Here is a 15757-nt window from a genome sequence, read left to right as displayed (position 1 = left end):
TAACGTCAGACGCGCTGGTCGGGCGGCAGCAGCAGGACGGCGAGTGCGGCCGCGCAGGTCCGCGCGTGTCCGAGGAACCAGTCCAGCCGGTCGTCGGTCAGGTGCGCCGGTGTCGAGCGGACGGCCAGGGCGAACCTGGCCTGCCCGGCGCCGTCCAGGACCGGGACGGCCACCGTGCGGACCCCGGTGGCCGATTCGCCGTCGTTGAGGGCATGGCCGGCGGCCCGCACCTTCGCCAACTCGTCGGCCAGCCGGTCCGGTTCGGTGATGGTCCGTTCGGTGAACGGCAGCAGCGGGCCGATCGCCGCCGACTGCGAGTCGCCGGAGCGGGGCCAGGCCAGCAGGACCTTGCCCAGGGCCGTCGAGTGCAGCGGTCGCCGCAGCCCGAGCCCGGTGTCCGGGCGGACGGAGGCGCCGACCAGGATGACCGCGTGCGGTCCGCTGCGGATCGCCAGATCGGCGGTGGCGCCGGTGCGTTTGGCGAGCAGGTCGAGTTCGGGCGCGGCCAGGTGCAGCCCCCGCTGGTGGAAGCTGAGTTGGCCGAGTTCGGCGACGGCCGGGCCGAGCCGGTACCGGGCGGTCTGCTCGTCCTGCTCCAGGAATCCGGCGCTGACCAGGGTGCGGGCCAGGCGGTGCGCGGTGGAGACCGAGAGGTCCATCCGGCGGGCCAGGTCCGAGGCGCTCAGGTCGGGACCGTTGTCGTGGAAGCAGTGCAGGAGCCCGAGAGCCCGCTGCACGGCCTGCGCACCGGCCGGCGGGCTCTGGACGGCGGTGGCGGCCTCGGCCATGGCACCTCGCGTTCGGTCCGGCGCCCCGGCTGGTCCACCGGAGTCGCTTCCAGACTATGGCAGCGGGTGCTGCGGAATTGTGTCAGTGGCGTTGCAATGGGATGGCATTGATGAACAAGTGATCCCACCATGTGGCAAAGGCTTGCTTCGCGCTCCTTCGTCGTGGAACGCTCGGCACATCGCACCGGACGGCCCCGTCCGGCGCCCGAGTTGACGCCCGAACCACCCAGCCGGCAGGAAGGAGCAGCGCCGTGACGATACACCGGTGCCCCGCCCCCTGCGCCTGTTGTCGCTGACCCGCCGAGACGTCAGAGCCGGCCGGAACGCCACCACGCTCCACCCCTTCCCGCACGTCCCGGCACCTTCGCGGGGCTCGCCGAACCGGCTGCGCCGCGGCTCCGCCGGCCCCCGCCCCGTATACGCCCCGCCCCGCAGCCCACCGCCCCGACCGACCACGTCCGGTGTCGCGCCCCGCCGCACCCGTGCACACACCCAGTCGCAGAGGACCCGCCACCGTGCCCAGCCACGCCCGCTCCGCCGCCGCCGAGGCGGCACCCGCCGCCCCGGACACCCTCTGGTTCACCCGCTGCCCCGTCCCCACCGCCACCGGTATCGCCGCCGATCAGGGCCGTTTCGCCCGGGAGTTCGCCGCCGACGGCATCACCGTCCGCTCGCTCCAGGACGCCCCGCCCGAGGTGGCAGCCGACCACCACTACACGCACGCCCTCACCGGCCTGTTCCGCGAGGGCGGCAACGTGCCCGCGCTCTGGGCCCGTTCGCGCGGCGAGCGGACCCGGCTGATCGGCCTGACCTGGATCGAGGAGCGCCAGGTCGTCCTGGTCCGGGCCGGCAGCGGCATCACCTCACCGGGGCAGCTGCGCGGCCTGCGACTGGCCGTCCCACGCCATGGGATCGGCATCGACTTCTGGCGGGCGATGGCCCTGGCCGGCCTGCACGGAGCGCTCACGCCGGCCGGGCTCACCCTGGCGGACGCCGAGTTGGTGGACGTCCCGGCCGCCCCCGGCGGCGGGCAGTGGACCGCCGAGCTGGCCGCCCTGCGCGACGGCCTGGTGGACGCGGTCTACGTCAAGGGCGCCCTGGCCGTCGAGGCGGCCCGCCGGTTCGGCGCCGAGGTCGCGATCGAGCTGGACACCGCGCCGGACCGCCGCACCCGGGTCAACAACGGCACACCGCGTCCGGTCACCGTCCACCAGCGGCTGCTGGACGACCACCCGGACCTGGTCGTCCGCTTCCTGGCCGTGCTGCTGGAAGCCGCCGACTGGGCCGCCGGGAACCCCGGCGAGGTGGCCCGGATCCTGCGGGCCGAGACCGGTGCCGGAGCCGAGGGCGTCGCCGGGGCGTACGCGGCGGGCAGCCACCGCACCCTGCACCTCGATCTCTCGGAGGAGCGCCTCGGTCTGCTGGAGCAGCAGGAGCGGTTCCTGCACCGGCACGGGTTCCTGGCCGCACCCGTCGACGTCCGCGGCTGGGCGGACCCCGAACCGCTGCGCGCCGCCCGCGCCCTGCTCGCCGACCGCCGCCGCGCGGTCGAGCCGCGCTGACCGGTGGCCCGACCCGACCCGTAGCCCGACCCGTAGCCCGGCCTGACCATCACAGCCGTCCCCGACCGGCTGTCCGTCCGTCGCCCGGCGCCGCCCCCGACCCCCCTGCCGATCCCCTGGAGTTGACCGTGAAGACCCCTCGCCTCGCCCTCGCCGCCACCGCGCTGCTCGCCACCACCGCTCTGGCCGCCTGCGGCTCCTCCACCGGCGGGGCCGCGGCCTCCGCCGACGGGGCAGGCAAGGCCGAGGTGGTGCTGCGCCTGCCCGACCCGGGCAACAGCGGCTTCCTCGCCCTCGGCAAGAAGGACGGCTCGCTGGACAAGGCCCTCGCCGCCGTCCACGCCAAGGTGGCCTGGACGGGCAGTGCCGGCCCGTTCGCCCCCGCCGCCCAGGCGCTCTCCGCCGACCAGCTCGACGTCGCCCAGGGGTCGATCACCTCGGCCGTCGCCGCGCTGGCCCAGAAGCCCGGCTTCAAGCTGTTCGCCCAGACGGCGCCGGACGGCGTGGGCGAGGGCATCCTGGTGAAGAACGACTCGCCCATCAAGTCCGTCCAGGACCTGGCCGGCCGCAAGGTCGCGGTGAGTCAGGGCGGCACCAGCGAGTACCTGCTGCTCAAGGCGCTGGAGAAGAACGGCGTCCCGGCCGACAAGGTCGAACGCGTCTACCTGCGCGCCGACCAGACCTCGGGCGTCTTCAACTCCGGCCAGGTGGACGCCTGGGCGACGTGGAACACCTTCTCCACCCCGTCGATCGCCAACTCCGGCGCGCACTTCCTGGTCAACGGCAAGGAGGTCGGTTCCGACAACTACGCGGTCTGGGCGGTGCGCAACGGCTTCGCCGAGAAGCACCCGGCGGTGGTCAAGGCCTTCTACACCTACCTGCACGAGGGGGGTCTGAAGGAGAAGGCCGACCCGGCCGCCTACCTCAACGTCTTCACCGACTCCGGCCCGACCGCCGTCACCCCCGCCGAGAAGGAGATCGCGGTCGCCGTCACCCGGCAGAGCGCCACCGCCGACGTCATCGCCGAGGCCGACACCGCCCGGTTCGGTACGGTGGCCCGCTTCTTCGCCGACCAGAAGGTCACCAAGCAGCTGGTCGACGTCAAGCCGTACCTGATCGACATCACCTCGTTCGCGGACGGCACCAAGTGAGCACCGTGACCGACACCTCCGCCACCTCCTCCACCACCGACACCGACACCGACACGGCCGCGCAGGCCCGGCCCGACGCGGCGGCCACCGCGGCCGACGACGGCACCGCGGCCGCCCTCGAAGCGGGCCTGGTCGCCCCGCGCACCCGGTTGCCCGCGCCCCGCCCTCGGGCCGTCGCGGTCCTCCTGCGCACCCTCGGCCCGCTCGCCCTGCTCGGCGGCTGGGCGCTGGCCTCCGCCACCGGGGCGCTCACCCAGGACGTGCTCGCCTCGCCCGCCCAGGTCGCCGACGCGGTCGGCGAGCTCTGGGGCAACGGCCAGCTGGCCGACGCGCTGACGGTCTCGCTCACCCGGGCCGGTCTCGGTCTGCTCTTCGGGGCCGGCGTCGGCCTGGTGCTCGGCGTCGTCACCGGGTTCTTCCGGCTGGGCGAGGAACTGCTCGACTCCGCGGTGCAGGTCCTGCGCACCGTGCCGTTCCTCGCGCTGGTGCCGCTCTTCATGGTCTGGTTCGGCATCACCGAGACGGCGAAGATCGCCCTGATCGGGGTCGCGACCAGCTTCCCGATGTACGTCTCCACCTCCGGGGGCGTGCGCAACACCGACCGCAAGTTGATCGAGGCGATGCGCAGCTTCGGCCTCGGCCGCTGGGCGATCGTCCGCACCGTCGTCCTGCCCGGCGCGCTGCCCTCGCTCCTCTCCGGACTGCGGCTCTCCATGACGCTCAGTGTGATCGCGCTGATCGCCGCCGAGGAGATCAACTCCACCGAGGGCATCGGCTATCTGATGGCCCAGGCGCAGAACTTCTCGCGTACCGACATCCTCGCCGTCTGCATCCTGATCTACGGGCTGCTCGGCCTCACCGCGGACGGCGTCGTCCGCCTCCTGGAGCGCTTCCTGATGCCCTGGCGCAAGGCCACCCAAGGAGCGGGCCGATGAGCACCGCCGCCGTCCCCACCACCGTGCCGGCCCCGGGCGGGGCCGACCCCGGTACTCCCGCCGTCCACCTGCGCGGTCTGCGCCGGGTGTTCGGCACCCGGGCCGTCCTCGACGGGGTCGATCTCTCCATCGCCCGGGGCGAGTTCGTCGCACTGCTCGGCGCCAGCGGCACCGGCAAGACCACCCTGCTGCGGATCCTCGGCGCCCTGGACAAGGCCGACGGCGGCACGGTGCTCGTCCCGCCGGTCCGCACCGTGGTCTTCCAGGAGCCCCGGCTGGTCCCGTCCAAGCGGGTGCTCGCCAACGTCACGGTCGGCCTGCCCCGTGGTGCCGCGACCCGGGAGACCGCACTGCGGGCGCTCGCCGAGGTGGGGCTGGAGAAGCACGCCGACGCCTGGCCGGCCACCCTCTCCGGCGGTGAGGCGCAGCGTGCGGCGCTTGCCCGCGCGCTGGTCCGGGAGCCCCAACTGCTCCTCCTGGACGAACCGTTCGCAGCTCTGGACGCACTCACCCGACTGCGCATGCAGGACTTGGTCGGCGACCTCGTCCAGCGCCACCGGCCGGCCGTCCTGCTGGTCACCCACGACGTGGAGGAGGCCGTCCGGCTCGCCGACCGCGTCGCCGTCCTGCGCGACGGCAGGCTCGTCCGCGACGAGCGGGTCGCCGTCGCCCGCCCCCGGGACCCGGCCGACCCGGCCTTCGCCGAGCTGCGCCGCCGCCTGCTCGCCGACCTCGGCGTCCACTGACGCCCTTCGCCCGCCCACCGGCCTGCCGCGACACCCCCGACGAGCCGTCCCCGCAAGCCCCCGCAAGCCCCCGCAAGCACCCGCAAGCACCCGCACGCCCCCGCACGCCCCCGCAAAGCCCAACGGAGATCCCCATGGCCATCACCCTCGGCGTCCACGCCAGCAACCCCTCGCTCTACTACCTCTCCCGCCTGACCTACCTGGACGAGGAGCTGGCCCCGCTCGGCGAGACCGGTGCCTTCCACCACTACGCCGACGGCACCCGCACGGGCGCCCTGCTCGCGGACGGCACCATCGACTTCGGCGGCACCGGCTCCACCCCGCCCGTCACCGCCCAGGCCGCGGGCCACGACCTGGTGTACGCGGCGGTCTCCGCGCCCCGCCCCGACCACGGCGCGCTCCTGGTGCTCGCCGACGGGCCGGTGGCGTCCGTCGCCGACCTCAAGGGCGGCACCGTCGTGCTGGGCGTCGGGTCCTGGCAGACCCACCTGCTGGCCAAGGCGCTGCACGCCGAGGGCCTCTCCTACGCGAGCGACATCACCCCGGTCCGCCCGGCCGTCGACGAGGACCAGGCCCAGCGCCTGCGCGACGGCGAGATCCTCGGCTGGATCGCCCAGGGCGCCGAACTGGCCGCCGCCCGCCGGAGCGGACAGTTCCGCGAGCTGATCCGCACCGGTGACGTCATCACCGACCGCTCGGTGTTCTTCACCCGCCGGGACGTCGCCACCGAGCGCCCCGAGCTGATCGCCGCGATCAGCGCCGCGCTGCGCCGGGCGGACGCCTGGGTGGCCGCCCACCCGGCCGAGGCGGCCGCGATCGCCGCGGCCGACCTGGGCGGCGCGGTCGAGGACTGGGAGCAGGCGCTGGCCGCGCTGCCGTGGCGGCTGGAGCCCGCCACCGCCGAGTTCGTCGCCGAGCAGCAGGAGGCCGCCGACATCTTCCACGGCGTCGGCTTCATCGACCGCGCGCTGACCGTCGCCGACGCCCATCTGCCCGCGCTGGAGGCCCCGGTGGCCGCCGCACTCGCCAAGGCGGTCTGACCCGATGGCCTCCGAAGTCCTCTGGTACATCATCCCGCGCGAGGGGCACTACCCCTGGGAGTCGGCCGGCCGCCGCCCGGTCGACCTCCGCTACCTCCAGCAACTCGCCGGAAGTGTCGAGCGGTTGGGCTACACCGGCGCTCTGCTGGCGACCGACCTCTACGACGTCTGGGACCTCGGCAACGCGTTGGCCGCCGCCACCACCCCGGCGTTCAAGCCGCTGCTGGCCGTCCACCCCGGGCTCATCTCGCCCACCCTGCTGGCGAAGATGGCACTCAGCTTCGACCATCTGCACGGCGGCCGGCTCCGGTTCAACGTGGTCAACGGCTCCACCGCGCAGCTGCGCGAGTACGGTCTGGACGTCGAGCACGACGACCGGTACCGGCTCAGCGCCGAGTACTGGTCGATCGTCAGGCGGCTCACCTCGGGCGAAGTCTTCGACCACAAGGGCGAGTTCTACGACCTCAAGAACGCCGGCGCGAGCCTGCGCGAGCTCGCTCCCGTCCAGCCGGGTGGCATCCCGCTCTGGTTCGGCGGCAGCTCGGCGGCCGGCATCGAGATGGCCGCCGAGCACGTGGACGTCTACCTCACCTGGGGCGAACCGCCGCAGCAGCTCAAGGAGAAGCTGGACCTGGTCCGCGAGCGCGCGGCCGCCCACGGCCGTACCCTGCGGATCGGCCTGCGGCTGCACCTGATCGTCCGCGACACCGAGGACGAGGCCTGGGCCGCCGCGGACCGGCTGCTCGACGTCACCAGCGAGGCCACCTACGCCCGCCAACTCGGCGGAGCCACCAGCGAGGACGGCGTCGGCTGGCAGCGCCAGTTCCGCCAGCACGGCGGCAAAGTCCCGGCGCGGGCGCGGGAGTTGGAGAGCTACCCGAACCTCTGGCCCGGTATGAGCCTGTTCCGGCCCGGTCCCGGCACGGCGGTGGTCGGCTCGACCGCCCAGGTGGTCGAGCGCCTCCGGGAGTTCGAGTCGCTCGGCGTGGACACCTTCATCCTCTCCGGCAATCCGCTGCTGGAGGAGGCCCACCGGGTCGCCGAGACGGTGCTACCCGCGCTCGGCATCGGCCGCCGCTAGCGGGAAGGGAAAGGCTCCCGGCAGGAGCGGGAACGGCAGCGGCGAGGTCAGTGCCAGCTGCCGGGCGAAGCGCGCCAGGGCGCGCAGGAGGATCGTCCGCACGGGGACTCCCGGGTCTCGAAGGACGTGTGCGGACGGTACAACGCCCGAAGCCCCGGCAGGTCACGCGGTGCGCACCGAGAAGGCCCGGTGCGCACCGCACGACCCGCCGGGGCCGGCCGGCTCACCGGCTGAGCGCGTCGATCTCCGCCAGCTCCTCGGCGGTCAGCGGGCCGCCGTTCAGCGCGTCGATGTTCTGGTCGAGCTGGGCGACGCTGCTCGCGCCGATGATCACCGACGCCACCCGCTCGTCACGCAGTACCCAGGAGAGCGCCAGCTGGGCGAGGGTCTGCCCGCGCCGCTCCGCGACCTTGGCGAGCGAGCGGAGCTGCTCCAGCTTCGGGCCGGTCAGCGCCTCCTCCTTCAGGAACCGCCCGACCGACATCCGCGACCCGGCCGGCACGTCACCGGAGAGGTAGCGGTCCGTCAGCAGGCCCTGGGCGAGCGGAGAGTAGGCGATCAGACTGGTCCGGGTGTCGCCGACCGCGTCCAGTACCCCCTCCTCCACGGAGCGGTTGAGGATCGAGTAGGCGGACTGGTTCAGCAGGGCCGGGGTGCCCAGCTCGCGCAGGATCGCCACGGCCTCCCGGTGCTGCTCCGCCGGGTAGTTGGAGATCCCCGCGTACAGGGCCCGGCCCGAGCGCACCGCCGTGTCCAGCGCGCCCATCGTCTCCTCCAGCGGAGTGTCCGGGTCGTAGCGGTGGGAGTAGAACACGTCCACGTAGTCCAGGCCCATCCGGCCCAGCGACTGGTCCAGGCTGGCCAGCAGGTACTTGCGGCTGCCGCCGTCACCGTACGGGCCGGGCCACATGTCCCAGCCCGCCTTGCTCGCGATGAACAGCTCGTCCCGGTACGGGCGGAAGTCCTGCGCGAAGAGGTGGCCGAAGTTGCGTTCGGCGCTGCCGTACGGCGGGCCGTAGTTGTTCGCCAGGTCGAAGTGGGTGATGCCCCGGTCGAAGGCGCGGCGCAGGACGGCCCGCTGCACCTCCAGCGGCTGGCTGTCCCCGAAGTTGTGCCACAGGCCCAGCGAGACGGCGGGCAGCTGGACGCCACTGCGGCCGGCCCGGCGGTAGGTCATCGAGGCATAGCGGTCATCCGCGGCGAGGTACGTCATGCCGGACATCCTGCCAGGACCGCCGCCCCGATCAAGCTCTTGCCCCGCTCCTGACCGGTGCATATGCTCGCGGTTGATCGTGTGTGCGCGAGGCGAAGGGGAGCCGATATGACCATCCGCGCCGCTCTCCCGCGCTGTTGTCGCCGCACCGACGGCTCCAGCTGACACCACCGCCGCGCCGGTCGCGCGCGTCGCCGCCCCCACGGTCGTCTCCGTGCGGGCGTGGCGGAGCCCCGGGTACGCCGCCGTCGTGCCGGCGGCGCCGGTCCTTCGTGGCGCCGGATCCCCGCCGGAGCGCGTGAGCCGTGCCGGAGTGCGGGCGGTCCGCGAGGCTCCGTCGGCCTCGCCCGGTCCCCCGCGCGGTTCCGCCGGGCCCCGTCCTTCCCGCGCGTCCTCCCGCAGGCCCTCCTGCGGTTCCCCGTAGTTCCCCGCCGAACGCCGGCGCACCGCGCCGAGCGATCACCGAGCGCCCCACAAGGAGACCGCCATGCGGTTCACCGTCTCGTCCCTCGTCTCCAACGGCCCCGACCCCGTCACCGGCGTGCAGCGCACCCCGTACGAGAAGCTGCACAACGTCATCGACCAGGCCGTCACCGCCGAACAGCTCGGTTACGACGGCTACGGGGTGGGGGAGCGGCACGGCGAACCGTTCCTCTCCCCGGCCCCGCCCGTGCTGCTCAGCGCGATCGCCGCCCGCACCTCGACGATCCGGCTCTTCACCACCGTGACGGTGCTCAGCATCCTGGACCCGGTCCGGGTCGCCGAGGACTACGCGGTGCTCGACCAACTCTCCGGCGGGCGCCTCGAACTGATCATCGGCAAGGGCAACGATCCGCGCCACTTCGACCTGTTCGGACTGCCGGAGGAGCGCCAGTGGGACGCGCTGGCCGAGAACTACGCGCTGCTGCGCCGGCTCTGGCGGGAGGAGAAGGTCAGCTGGGAGGGGAGCACCCGTCCACCGCTCCGGGAGGTCACCACCTCGCCGCGCCCGTTCCAGGCCCCGATCCCGGTCTGGCACGGCAGTGCGACCAGCGAACAGTCCACCGACCTCGCGGCCCGCTTCGGTGATCCGCTGTTCTCCGCCAACTCCTTCCATCCGCTGGCCAAGTACAAGGCGCTGGTCGACCACTACCGCGAGCGCTGGGAGCACTACGGCCGTGACCCCGAGGACGCCCGGGTCGGAACGAGCTTCGGCGGCCTGTTCCTCGCGAAGCGCTCCCAGGACGCCGTCGAGGGCTTCCGTCCGTACTGGAACGCGCTGTTCGACTCCGCGGCCGGCAAGCACAACAACTCGCCGTTCGAGTCGCTGGAGGACGCCCTGGAGCGCGGATCGGCGCTGGTCGGCAGTCCGGAGCAGGTGATCGAGAAGATCCACCGCTATCACGAGGCGTTCGGCAACGAGGTGGTCGGCATCGGTGTGGACGCGCTCACCGAGGACGCGCAGCACGAGCAACTGGAGCTGTTCGCCGCCGAGGTGGCCCCGGTGATCCGGCGCGCGCTGCCCTGACCGCCGACGCGCGCTGCCTTCGCCGCGCCGCGCCGCGCCGCCCGGTCCGCCCGTCGCGTGACGCGCGCCACGGTCGCCCGGTGCGTGCGGCCGGGCGGGCCGGGGGACGGTGATCACGCGGGGCCGCGGACCGCCGGGGGCGGCCCACGGCCCACCGGCGCCTCCGGATTCCCGTCGATCTTCTGTACCTACTGGTATGTACAGCTGTCCGTACCAGTAGGTACAGTGGCCGCATGGCAACCCAGGACCGCCTCATCGAGAGCACCCAGGAACTCCTCTGGGACCGTGGCTACGTCGGCACCAGCCCCAAGGCCATCCAGCAACGCGCCGGCGTCGGCCAGGGCAGCATGTACCACCACTTCGCCGGCAAGCCCGACCTCGCCGCCGCCGCGTTGCGCCGCAGCGCCGAGCAGATGCGCGCCGTCGCCGAAGCGGATCTGGCCGCTCCCGGTACCGCCTACGACCGGATCGCCCGCTACCTGGGCCGCGAGCGCGACGTGCTGCGCGGCTGCCGGATCGGCCGGATGGCACAGGACCCGGACGTGGTCGCCGACCCGCGGCTGCGCGCCCCGGTCGAGGAGACCTTCGACTGGCTGCGCGGCCGGCTCGCCGCGGTGATCGCCGAGGGGCAGGCCGCCGGCGAACTCGCCCCCGCCGCCGACCCGGCCGACACCGCCGCCGCGGTGGTCGCCGTCGTCCAGGGCGGCTATGTGCTCGCCCGCGCCGCCGGGACGGCCGAGCCGTTCGACCAGGCCGTCCGGGGCGCCCTCGGACTGCTCGCCGCCCACCGCACCGGCTGAGGCCGCCGGCCCGGCCCGGCGCGCCCGCCGCCACCCCGTCCTTCATCCGAAGCCCCCCGCGAGGACCCCGCCGTGCACGCCATGCAGTACGAGATCACCCTCCCCGCCGACTACGACATGGGGATCATCCACCGGCGGGTCGCTGACAAGGGCCACCTGCTCGACGCCTACCCCGGCCTCGGCCTCAAGGCGTACCTGGTCCGCGAGCGCGGCCACGACCGCTCGCCCGTCAACCAGTACGCCCCGTTCTACCTCTGGCGGACCCCCGAGGGCATGAACAGCTTTCTCTGGGGCCCGGGCTTCCGGGGCCTGAGCGCCGACTTCGGCCGCCCGGCCGTCCGGCACTGGCTCGGCGCCGGTCTGCGCCGCGGCGTCGCGGCCGGGTCCGTGGTCGCCGCCACCCGCCGACTCGAACGCGTCCCGGAGGGCACCGACCCGGCCGAGGCCGTCGAGGCCGCCCTCGCCGCCCTGCCCGACGACCCGGGCCTGCACACGGCCGCGGTGGCCGTCGACCCCGATCGCTGGGAGCTGCTGCGCGTCGCGCTCTGGACCGGTCCCGCCCCCGAGGCCGACCCGGGTACCCGCTACCGGGTGCTGCACCTCTCCGCCCCCGAACTCGACCGGCTGCCCGCCGGCCGCCACTGGTGAAAGGACGCCCTCCCGCCATGAACCCCGCCGACCTCGTCCCCGCTCCGTTCGACCGGGCCGCCGGCTACGCGCTCCTCGACGAACTCGCCGGCCCGCAGACCCAGACCGCCACCCTGCGCGGTCTGGACGAGCTGGCCCCCGGCTTCGCCGACTGGATCGTCACCAGCCTCTTCGGCGGCACCTACCAGCGGCCCGGGCTGGCGCCGCGCGACCGCCAGGTGGCCAACCTGGCCGCGCTCACCGCCCTCGGCGGGGTGGAACCGCAGCTCGCCGACCACGTTCGCAACAGCCTGCGGGTCGGGCTGAGCAGGGCGGAGATCACCGAGGTGCTGGTCCATCTCGCGCCCTACGTCGGCGTGCCCAAGGCCCTGGCCGGCCTGCGGGTGGTCCGGGCCACCTTCGCCGAGGCGGACGCCGAGGGCCGGGCCGCGTGAGCGCCGCCCGCCCTGCCGCCGCCACCGTCGCCTCTGCCGCTGCCGGGGGCAGCGTGATCCGTACCGTTCTCGGCGACCTCGACCCGGCCGAGTTCGGCGTCTGTGACGCCCACGACCACCTCTTCCTGCGCAGTCCCCGGCTGCCCGGCGAGGAGCTGGACGACCCGGCGGCGGCCGAGCGGGTGCTGCGCGACTTCGCGGCGGCCGGCGGCCGGGCGCTGGTCCAGTGGACCCCGTACGGGATGGGCCGCGGCGCCGCCGACCTCCCCGGACTCTCCCGGGCGACCGGCGTGCACCTGGTCGCGGCCACCGGCCTGCACCAGGCCGTCCACTACGAACCGGAGCTGCTCGCCGGGCTGTACGAGGGGCTCGCCGAGCTGTTCACCGCCGAGCTGACCACCGGCCTGCGCGACGCGCCCGCCGGCGTCCGGGCCGGGCTGATCAAGGTGGCGGGCGACTACCACGGCCTCGGCCCGCACACCCGCCGGGTGATGGCGGCCGCCGCCGAGGCGCACCACGCCACCGGAGCCCCGATCGCCGTCCACCACGAACTGGGGACCGCCGCGCCGGACGTCCTCGACCTGCTCTGCGGGCAGTACGGCGTACCGGCCCACCGGGTGATCCTCGGCCACCTCAACCGCCTGCCCGACCTGCGTCTGCACCGGCACCTCGCCGGCTCCGGCGCCTACCTGGCCCTGGACGGTCCCTCCCGGGCCCACCACGCCACCGACCACCACCTCTTCGACACCGTCGCCGCGCTGGTCGAGGCCGGCCACGCCGACCGGCTCCTCCTCGGCGGCGACACCACCACCCGCACCGCCCGGCACAGCCCCGGGCCCACTCACCTGCTCACGTCGGTCGGGCCGCGCCTCGACCGCGAGTTCGGCCCCGGTCTGAGCCGGCGGCTCCTCGTCACCAACCCCGCCGAGGCCCTGGCCGTCCCCCGCTCCGCCGCCTGAGGCCGGTCGCCCGTCGCCCGGTGTTCGGTGTCCGTCGTCCGGCCCGGGGTCCGACCCGGGGTTCCGCTCAGCCGCCCAGGGCCCGCAGGATCGGCTGGCCCAGCGCGCCTAGCCAGCCCGCCAGGGCGGAGAGCGGCCCGAGCAGCCCGGTGCCGGCCGCGACCAGTGCGCCGGCCGAGGAGAGCAGCCGGGTGATCCGGGTGAGCCGGCCCGCCACCGCCTCATGGTCCGGCTCCGGCCGGGTGACCTCGGTGTCCAGCGCGTCGAGCTCGGTCCGGACCTCGGGCGCGACCGCCGGCGGCAGCTGCGCCCGTTCGACGGCGCTGCGGAGTTCGCCGACCAGCCCGCGCACGTCCTGCCCGTCCGCCGTGAAGTGACCCGACTGGCCACCCCGGACGGTCTGGTCGCCGGCGACGTTGTTGATCACGCCGCCCTGTTGGTTGCCGATGTTGAAGACCATGGCGGGCCTCCGGTCCGTGGGTCCGGGAGTACGGGGTGGGCGGGGATTCAGCGGGGTGGTGGCGCCTGCAGTCGCTGGGCCTCCTCCGACTCGAAGCGGCGTCGCCGGGAGGTGGCCACGATGTGCAGGACGATGCCGATGACGATCAGCACGCTGCCGATCGCCGCCACGGCGAACCCGATGGCGCCCACCGGCATGCCGCCGATCTCCGGCCCGAGCACATTGGGCACGGTGACATCGGGGCGGGCGGAGCTGACCGCGTCATTGGTCTTGGCGATGAAGCGGATGATCGCCCAGCCGTAGACCGCGCCGCCGACCACGAAGAGCACGAAGCCCGTCACGACCAGGTGACGCGCTTTGGTCCGGGTGGCGGCGATCTCGCGGAAGAAGCTCTCCCGCCGGGCCTGCATGACGTAGTTGTACTGGTCGCCGGCGACGTTGCTGAGATTGCCGGCCTGCTGCTGCCCCACGTCGAACCGGCGCTCCGCCCCGGGCGGCGGCGGGGGCCGGTCCGGTGGGTGCCGGTCCGGTGGGGGCCGCTCCGCCGCGGGCCGTTGCGGCGGCGGGTAGTGCCGGGGGCCGTCCGGCGGGACGGGGGGTGCGAGCGGTGGCTGCGGCCGGGGTGCTCCCTGCGGCCCGCGCCGTTCCGCCGGCTCCTGCCGCAGCGGCATCTCGGCGGTCCGGGTGGTGGCGGCGGGGCCCTGCGCACCGGCGCCGGCGACGGTGGCGGCCTCGTACGGGTCCTCGTAGTGCACCTCGAAGGGCCCGAAGTCCAGGACGTCCCCGGCGTGCACCTCCTGCTGTCCCCGCACCGGGTGGCCGTTCAGCCGGGTGCCGTTGGTGGAGGCCAGGTCCTCGACGCTGGTGTGACCGTCGGACCGCCACACCACGGCGTGGCGTCGGCTGACGCCGGGATCGCCGACCCGGATCTGACAATTGGAGTCCCGGCCGACCAGCATCGGCTGGTCGGCGAGGACGAACACCTGGCCCCGGAGCCGGTCGGGACTGTCGACGACGAGACGGGGTAAGGCCTGCTCTCGCGAAGGTGAGCTCATGGCACGGCCTCCTGCCGGGCGAGCCGCTGAACCACCGGCGGCGGCGACACGGTGCGGCGTCCGTCCGCCGGCTCGGGTGCCCTCCCTTCCAGTAAAGGCCACCGCGGCGCCCCAGGACACCCCCGGGGCCACCGCGCGGGCCCGGGGGGTGGCCGGGGGCACTTACCCGGGGCACGAACCGGGGTCACATGTGGGTGCCGCCGTCGATCCGGATCTCGGTGCCGGTGACGAAGGCGCCGTCGTCCGAGGCCAACATGGCGATCACGCCGGCCACCGTCTCGGGCCCGGCGAAGCCCTGGCCGAGCGCGGGGGAGAGCTTGGCGAGCAGGCTGAAATCGGCGTCCGCGGGCAGGCCGGGGTTGTTGGTCATACCGCTGTCGATGCTGCCGGGAGCCACGCAGACCGCGCGCAGGCCCTGCTTGGCGTACTCCGAGGCGATCGCGTGCGTGAACGACTGGATGCCGCCCTTGGTCGCGGCGTACGCGGCCATGTAGGGGTGGGCGAAGGTCGCGGAGGTGGAGCTGAAGTTCACCACCACGCCCCGGCCGTCGGCGAGCAGCGCCGGGAGCGCCTCGCGGGTCATCAGGAACGTGCCGGTCAGGTTGACCGCGATCAGCTTGTTCCAGAACTCCAGGCTGGTCTCGTGGGTGTGCGAGGAGCGCAGGATCCCGGCCGCGTTGACCAGGACGTCCAGCCCGCCGAGCCCGGCCACCGCCTCGGCCACGCCCGTGCGGACCGCCGCCTCGTTCGAGATGTCCACGACCGACGTGGTCAGTCGGTCCGCGGTGCCGTCGGCGACGGCCCGGTCCAGCGTGGCCTTCAGGCCGTCCTCGTTGACGTCGACCGCGACGACCCGCCCGCCCTCGGCGAGGACCCGGTGCACGGTGGCCTGGCCGATGCCCGAGCCGCCGCCGGTGATCAGGACCTTGCGTCCGCTGAAGCGCTCCATGGTGGTACTCCGTTCGTTTGTGGTCTCGCGACCTCCCTTGACACGGTACGCCGAAGTGGCATGACGTGCCAATAAGTCACGTCATGCCTAGTTGGCACGTCATGACACCTCGGCCTGAGCTGCCACATCACTCGACGGCGGCCGCTCCGGCGCGCTGCGCCGCATGGGCGGGCCGCGCCATGCAGGCGTGCTGTGCCACGCAGGCCTGCCATGCCATCCAGGCGTGCTGTGCCACGGCGGCACGTCACGCCGATCAGGCAGGCCGCGCCATCCAGGCAGGCCATGCCACCCGGACGTGCCACGCCGTGGCGGCACAGCGCGCCGATCGGGCAGGCCATGCCACTACGGCACGTCACGCCGATCGGGCAGCTCACGCCACCACGGCACAGCACGCCGATCAGACAGGCCATGCCACTGCGGCACGTCGCG

The 15757-nt window shown here is 74.1% G+C and carries 16 protein-coding genes; 11 read left to right on the top strand and 5 right to left on the bottom strand.

Annotated elements, in window-relative coordinates; all coding sequences use genetic code 11:
- Positions 1-5: 5 nt before the first annotated feature.
- Complete coding sequence (locus ACIQTO_RS27565) at positions 6-788, bottom strand: IclR family transcriptional regulator (protein WP_402393249.1); 783 nt, start codon at positions 786-788, stop codon at positions 6-8.
- Between the two features lie 515 nt (positions 789-1303).
- On the opposite strand from ACIQTO_RS27565, the gene ACIQTO_RS27560 reads away from it, so the two are divergent.
- The 6 genes from ACIQTO_RS27560 to ACIQTO_RS27535 all read left to right on the top strand — a co-directional run bounded on the left by ACIQTO_RS27560 (position 1304) and on the right by ACIQTO_RS27535 (position 7303).
- Positions 1304-2350 (top strand): ABC transporter substrate-binding protein, encoded by a 1047-nt coding sequence (locus ACIQTO_RS27560; RefSeq protein ID WP_402393246.1) that lies wholly within the window; start codon positions 1304-1306, stop codon positions 2348-2350.
- A 122-nt stretch (positions 2351-2472) separates the two neighbouring features.
- The gene (locus tag ACIQTO_RS27555) at positions 2473-3501 is read left to right on the top strand and encodes an NrtA/SsuA/CpmA family ABC transporter substrate-binding protein (RefSeq protein WP_402393243.1); all 1029 of its coding nucleotides are present in this window, start codon (positions 2473-2475) and stop codon (positions 3499-3501) included.
- A 128-nt stretch (positions 3502-3629) separates the two neighbouring features.
- Positions 3630-4436, top strand: coding sequence for an ABC transporter permease (locus ACIQTO_RS27550; protein WP_402393344.1), 807 nt, complete (start codon positions 3630-3632; stop codon positions 4434-4436).
- Positions 4433-5182 (top strand): ABC transporter ATP-binding protein, encoded by a 750-nt coding sequence (locus tag ACIQTO_RS27545; RefSeq protein ID WP_402393240.1) that lies wholly within the window; start codon positions 4433-4435, stop codon positions 5180-5182. Before ACIQTO_RS27550 ends, ACIQTO_RS27545 begins: the two co-directional genes overlap by 4 nt.
- Positions 5183-5316: 134 nt before the next feature.
- Positions 5317-6222, top strand: a complete 906-nt coding sequence (locus ACIQTO_RS27540; RefSeq protein WP_402393237.1) for an ABC transporter substrate-binding protein — start codon at positions 5317-5319, stop codon at positions 6220-6222.
- Between the two features lie 4 nt (positions 6223-6226).
- The gene (locus tag ACIQTO_RS27535) at positions 6227-7303 is read left to right on the top strand and encodes an LLM class flavin-dependent oxidoreductase (RefSeq protein WP_402393235.1); all 1077 of its coding nucleotides are present in this window, start codon (positions 6227-6229) and stop codon (positions 7301-7303) included.
- Positions 7304-7526: 223 nt separating this feature from the next.
- On the opposite strand, the gene ACIQTO_RS27530 is transcribed toward ACIQTO_RS27535, so the two are convergent.
- Positions 7527-8516: an aldo/keto reductase gene (locus tag ACIQTO_RS27530; protein ID WP_402393232.1), complete on the bottom strand. Its 990-nt coding sequence runs from the start codon at positions 8514-8516 to the stop codon at positions 7527-7529.
- Positions 8517-9003: 487 nt separating this feature from the next.
- Here ACIQTO_RS27530 and ACIQTO_RS27525 point away from each other — a divergent pair, with 487 nt between their 5' ends.
- The 5 genes from ACIQTO_RS27525 to ACIQTO_RS27505 all read left to right on the top strand — a co-directional run bounded on the left by ACIQTO_RS27525 (position 9004) and on the right by ACIQTO_RS27505 (position 12864).
- The gene (locus tag ACIQTO_RS27525) at positions 9004-10023 is read left to right on the top strand and encodes an LLM class flavin-dependent oxidoreductase (protein WP_402393229.1); all 1020 of its coding nucleotides are present in this window, start codon (positions 9004-9006) and stop codon (positions 10021-10023) included.
- A 233-nt stretch (positions 10024-10256) separates the two neighbouring features.
- Entirely contained in the window at positions 10257-10823 is a 567-nt protein-coding gene (locus ACIQTO_RS27520) for a TetR/AcrR family transcriptional regulator (protein WP_402393227.1), read from the top strand.
- 72 nt (positions 10824-10895) lie between these two features.
- Positions 10896-11471, top strand: a complete 576-nt coding sequence (locus ACIQTO_RS27515) for a DUF4865 family protein (protein ID WP_402393225.1) — start codon at positions 10896-10898, stop codon at positions 11469-11471.
- A gap of 17 nt (positions 11472-11488) precedes the next feature.
- Positions 11489-11905, top strand: coding sequence for a carboxymuconolactone decarboxylase family protein (locus tag ACIQTO_RS27510; RefSeq protein WP_402393223.1), 417 nt, complete (start codon positions 11489-11491; stop codon positions 11903-11905).
- A 53-nt stretch (positions 11906-11958) separates the two neighbouring features.
- Complete coding sequence (locus ACIQTO_RS27505; RefSeq protein WP_402393221.1) at positions 11959-12864, top strand: phosphotriesterase; 906 nt, start codon at positions 11959-11961, stop codon at positions 12862-12864.
- 67 nt (positions 12865-12931) lie between these two features.
- On the opposite strand, the gene ACIQTO_RS27500 is transcribed toward ACIQTO_RS27505, so the two are convergent.
- The 3 genes from ACIQTO_RS27500 to ACIQTO_RS27490 all read right to left on the bottom strand — a co-directional run bounded on the left by ACIQTO_RS27500 (position 12932) and on the right by ACIQTO_RS27490 (position 15328).
- Positions 12932-13324, bottom strand: coding sequence for a hypothetical protein (locus tag ACIQTO_RS27500; RefSeq protein WP_402393219.1), 393 nt, complete (start codon positions 13322-13324; stop codon positions 12932-12934).
- A gap of 47 nt (positions 13325-13371) precedes the next feature.
- A complete protein-coding gene (locus ACIQTO_RS27495) occupies positions 13372-14379 on the bottom strand; it encodes an FHA domain-containing protein (protein ID WP_402393216.1) in 1008 nt (335 codons plus the stop codon).
- Between the two features lie 184 nt (positions 14380-14563).
- Positions 14564-15328, bottom strand: coding sequence for an SDR family NAD(P)-dependent oxidoreductase (locus tag ACIQTO_RS27490; protein WP_402393214.1), 765 nt, complete (start codon positions 15326-15328; stop codon positions 14564-14566).
- Between the last annotated feature and the right edge of the window lie 429 nt (positions 15329-15757).

Source organism: Kitasatospora sp. NPDC091207 (assembly GCF_044768625.1).
Lineage (GTDB): Bacteria > Actinomycetota > Actinomycetes > Streptomycetales > Streptomycetaceae > Kitasatospora.
The sequence above is the reverse complement of the archived record's forward strand: the minus strand, read 5'-3'. Positions and strand labels throughout refer to the sequence as shown.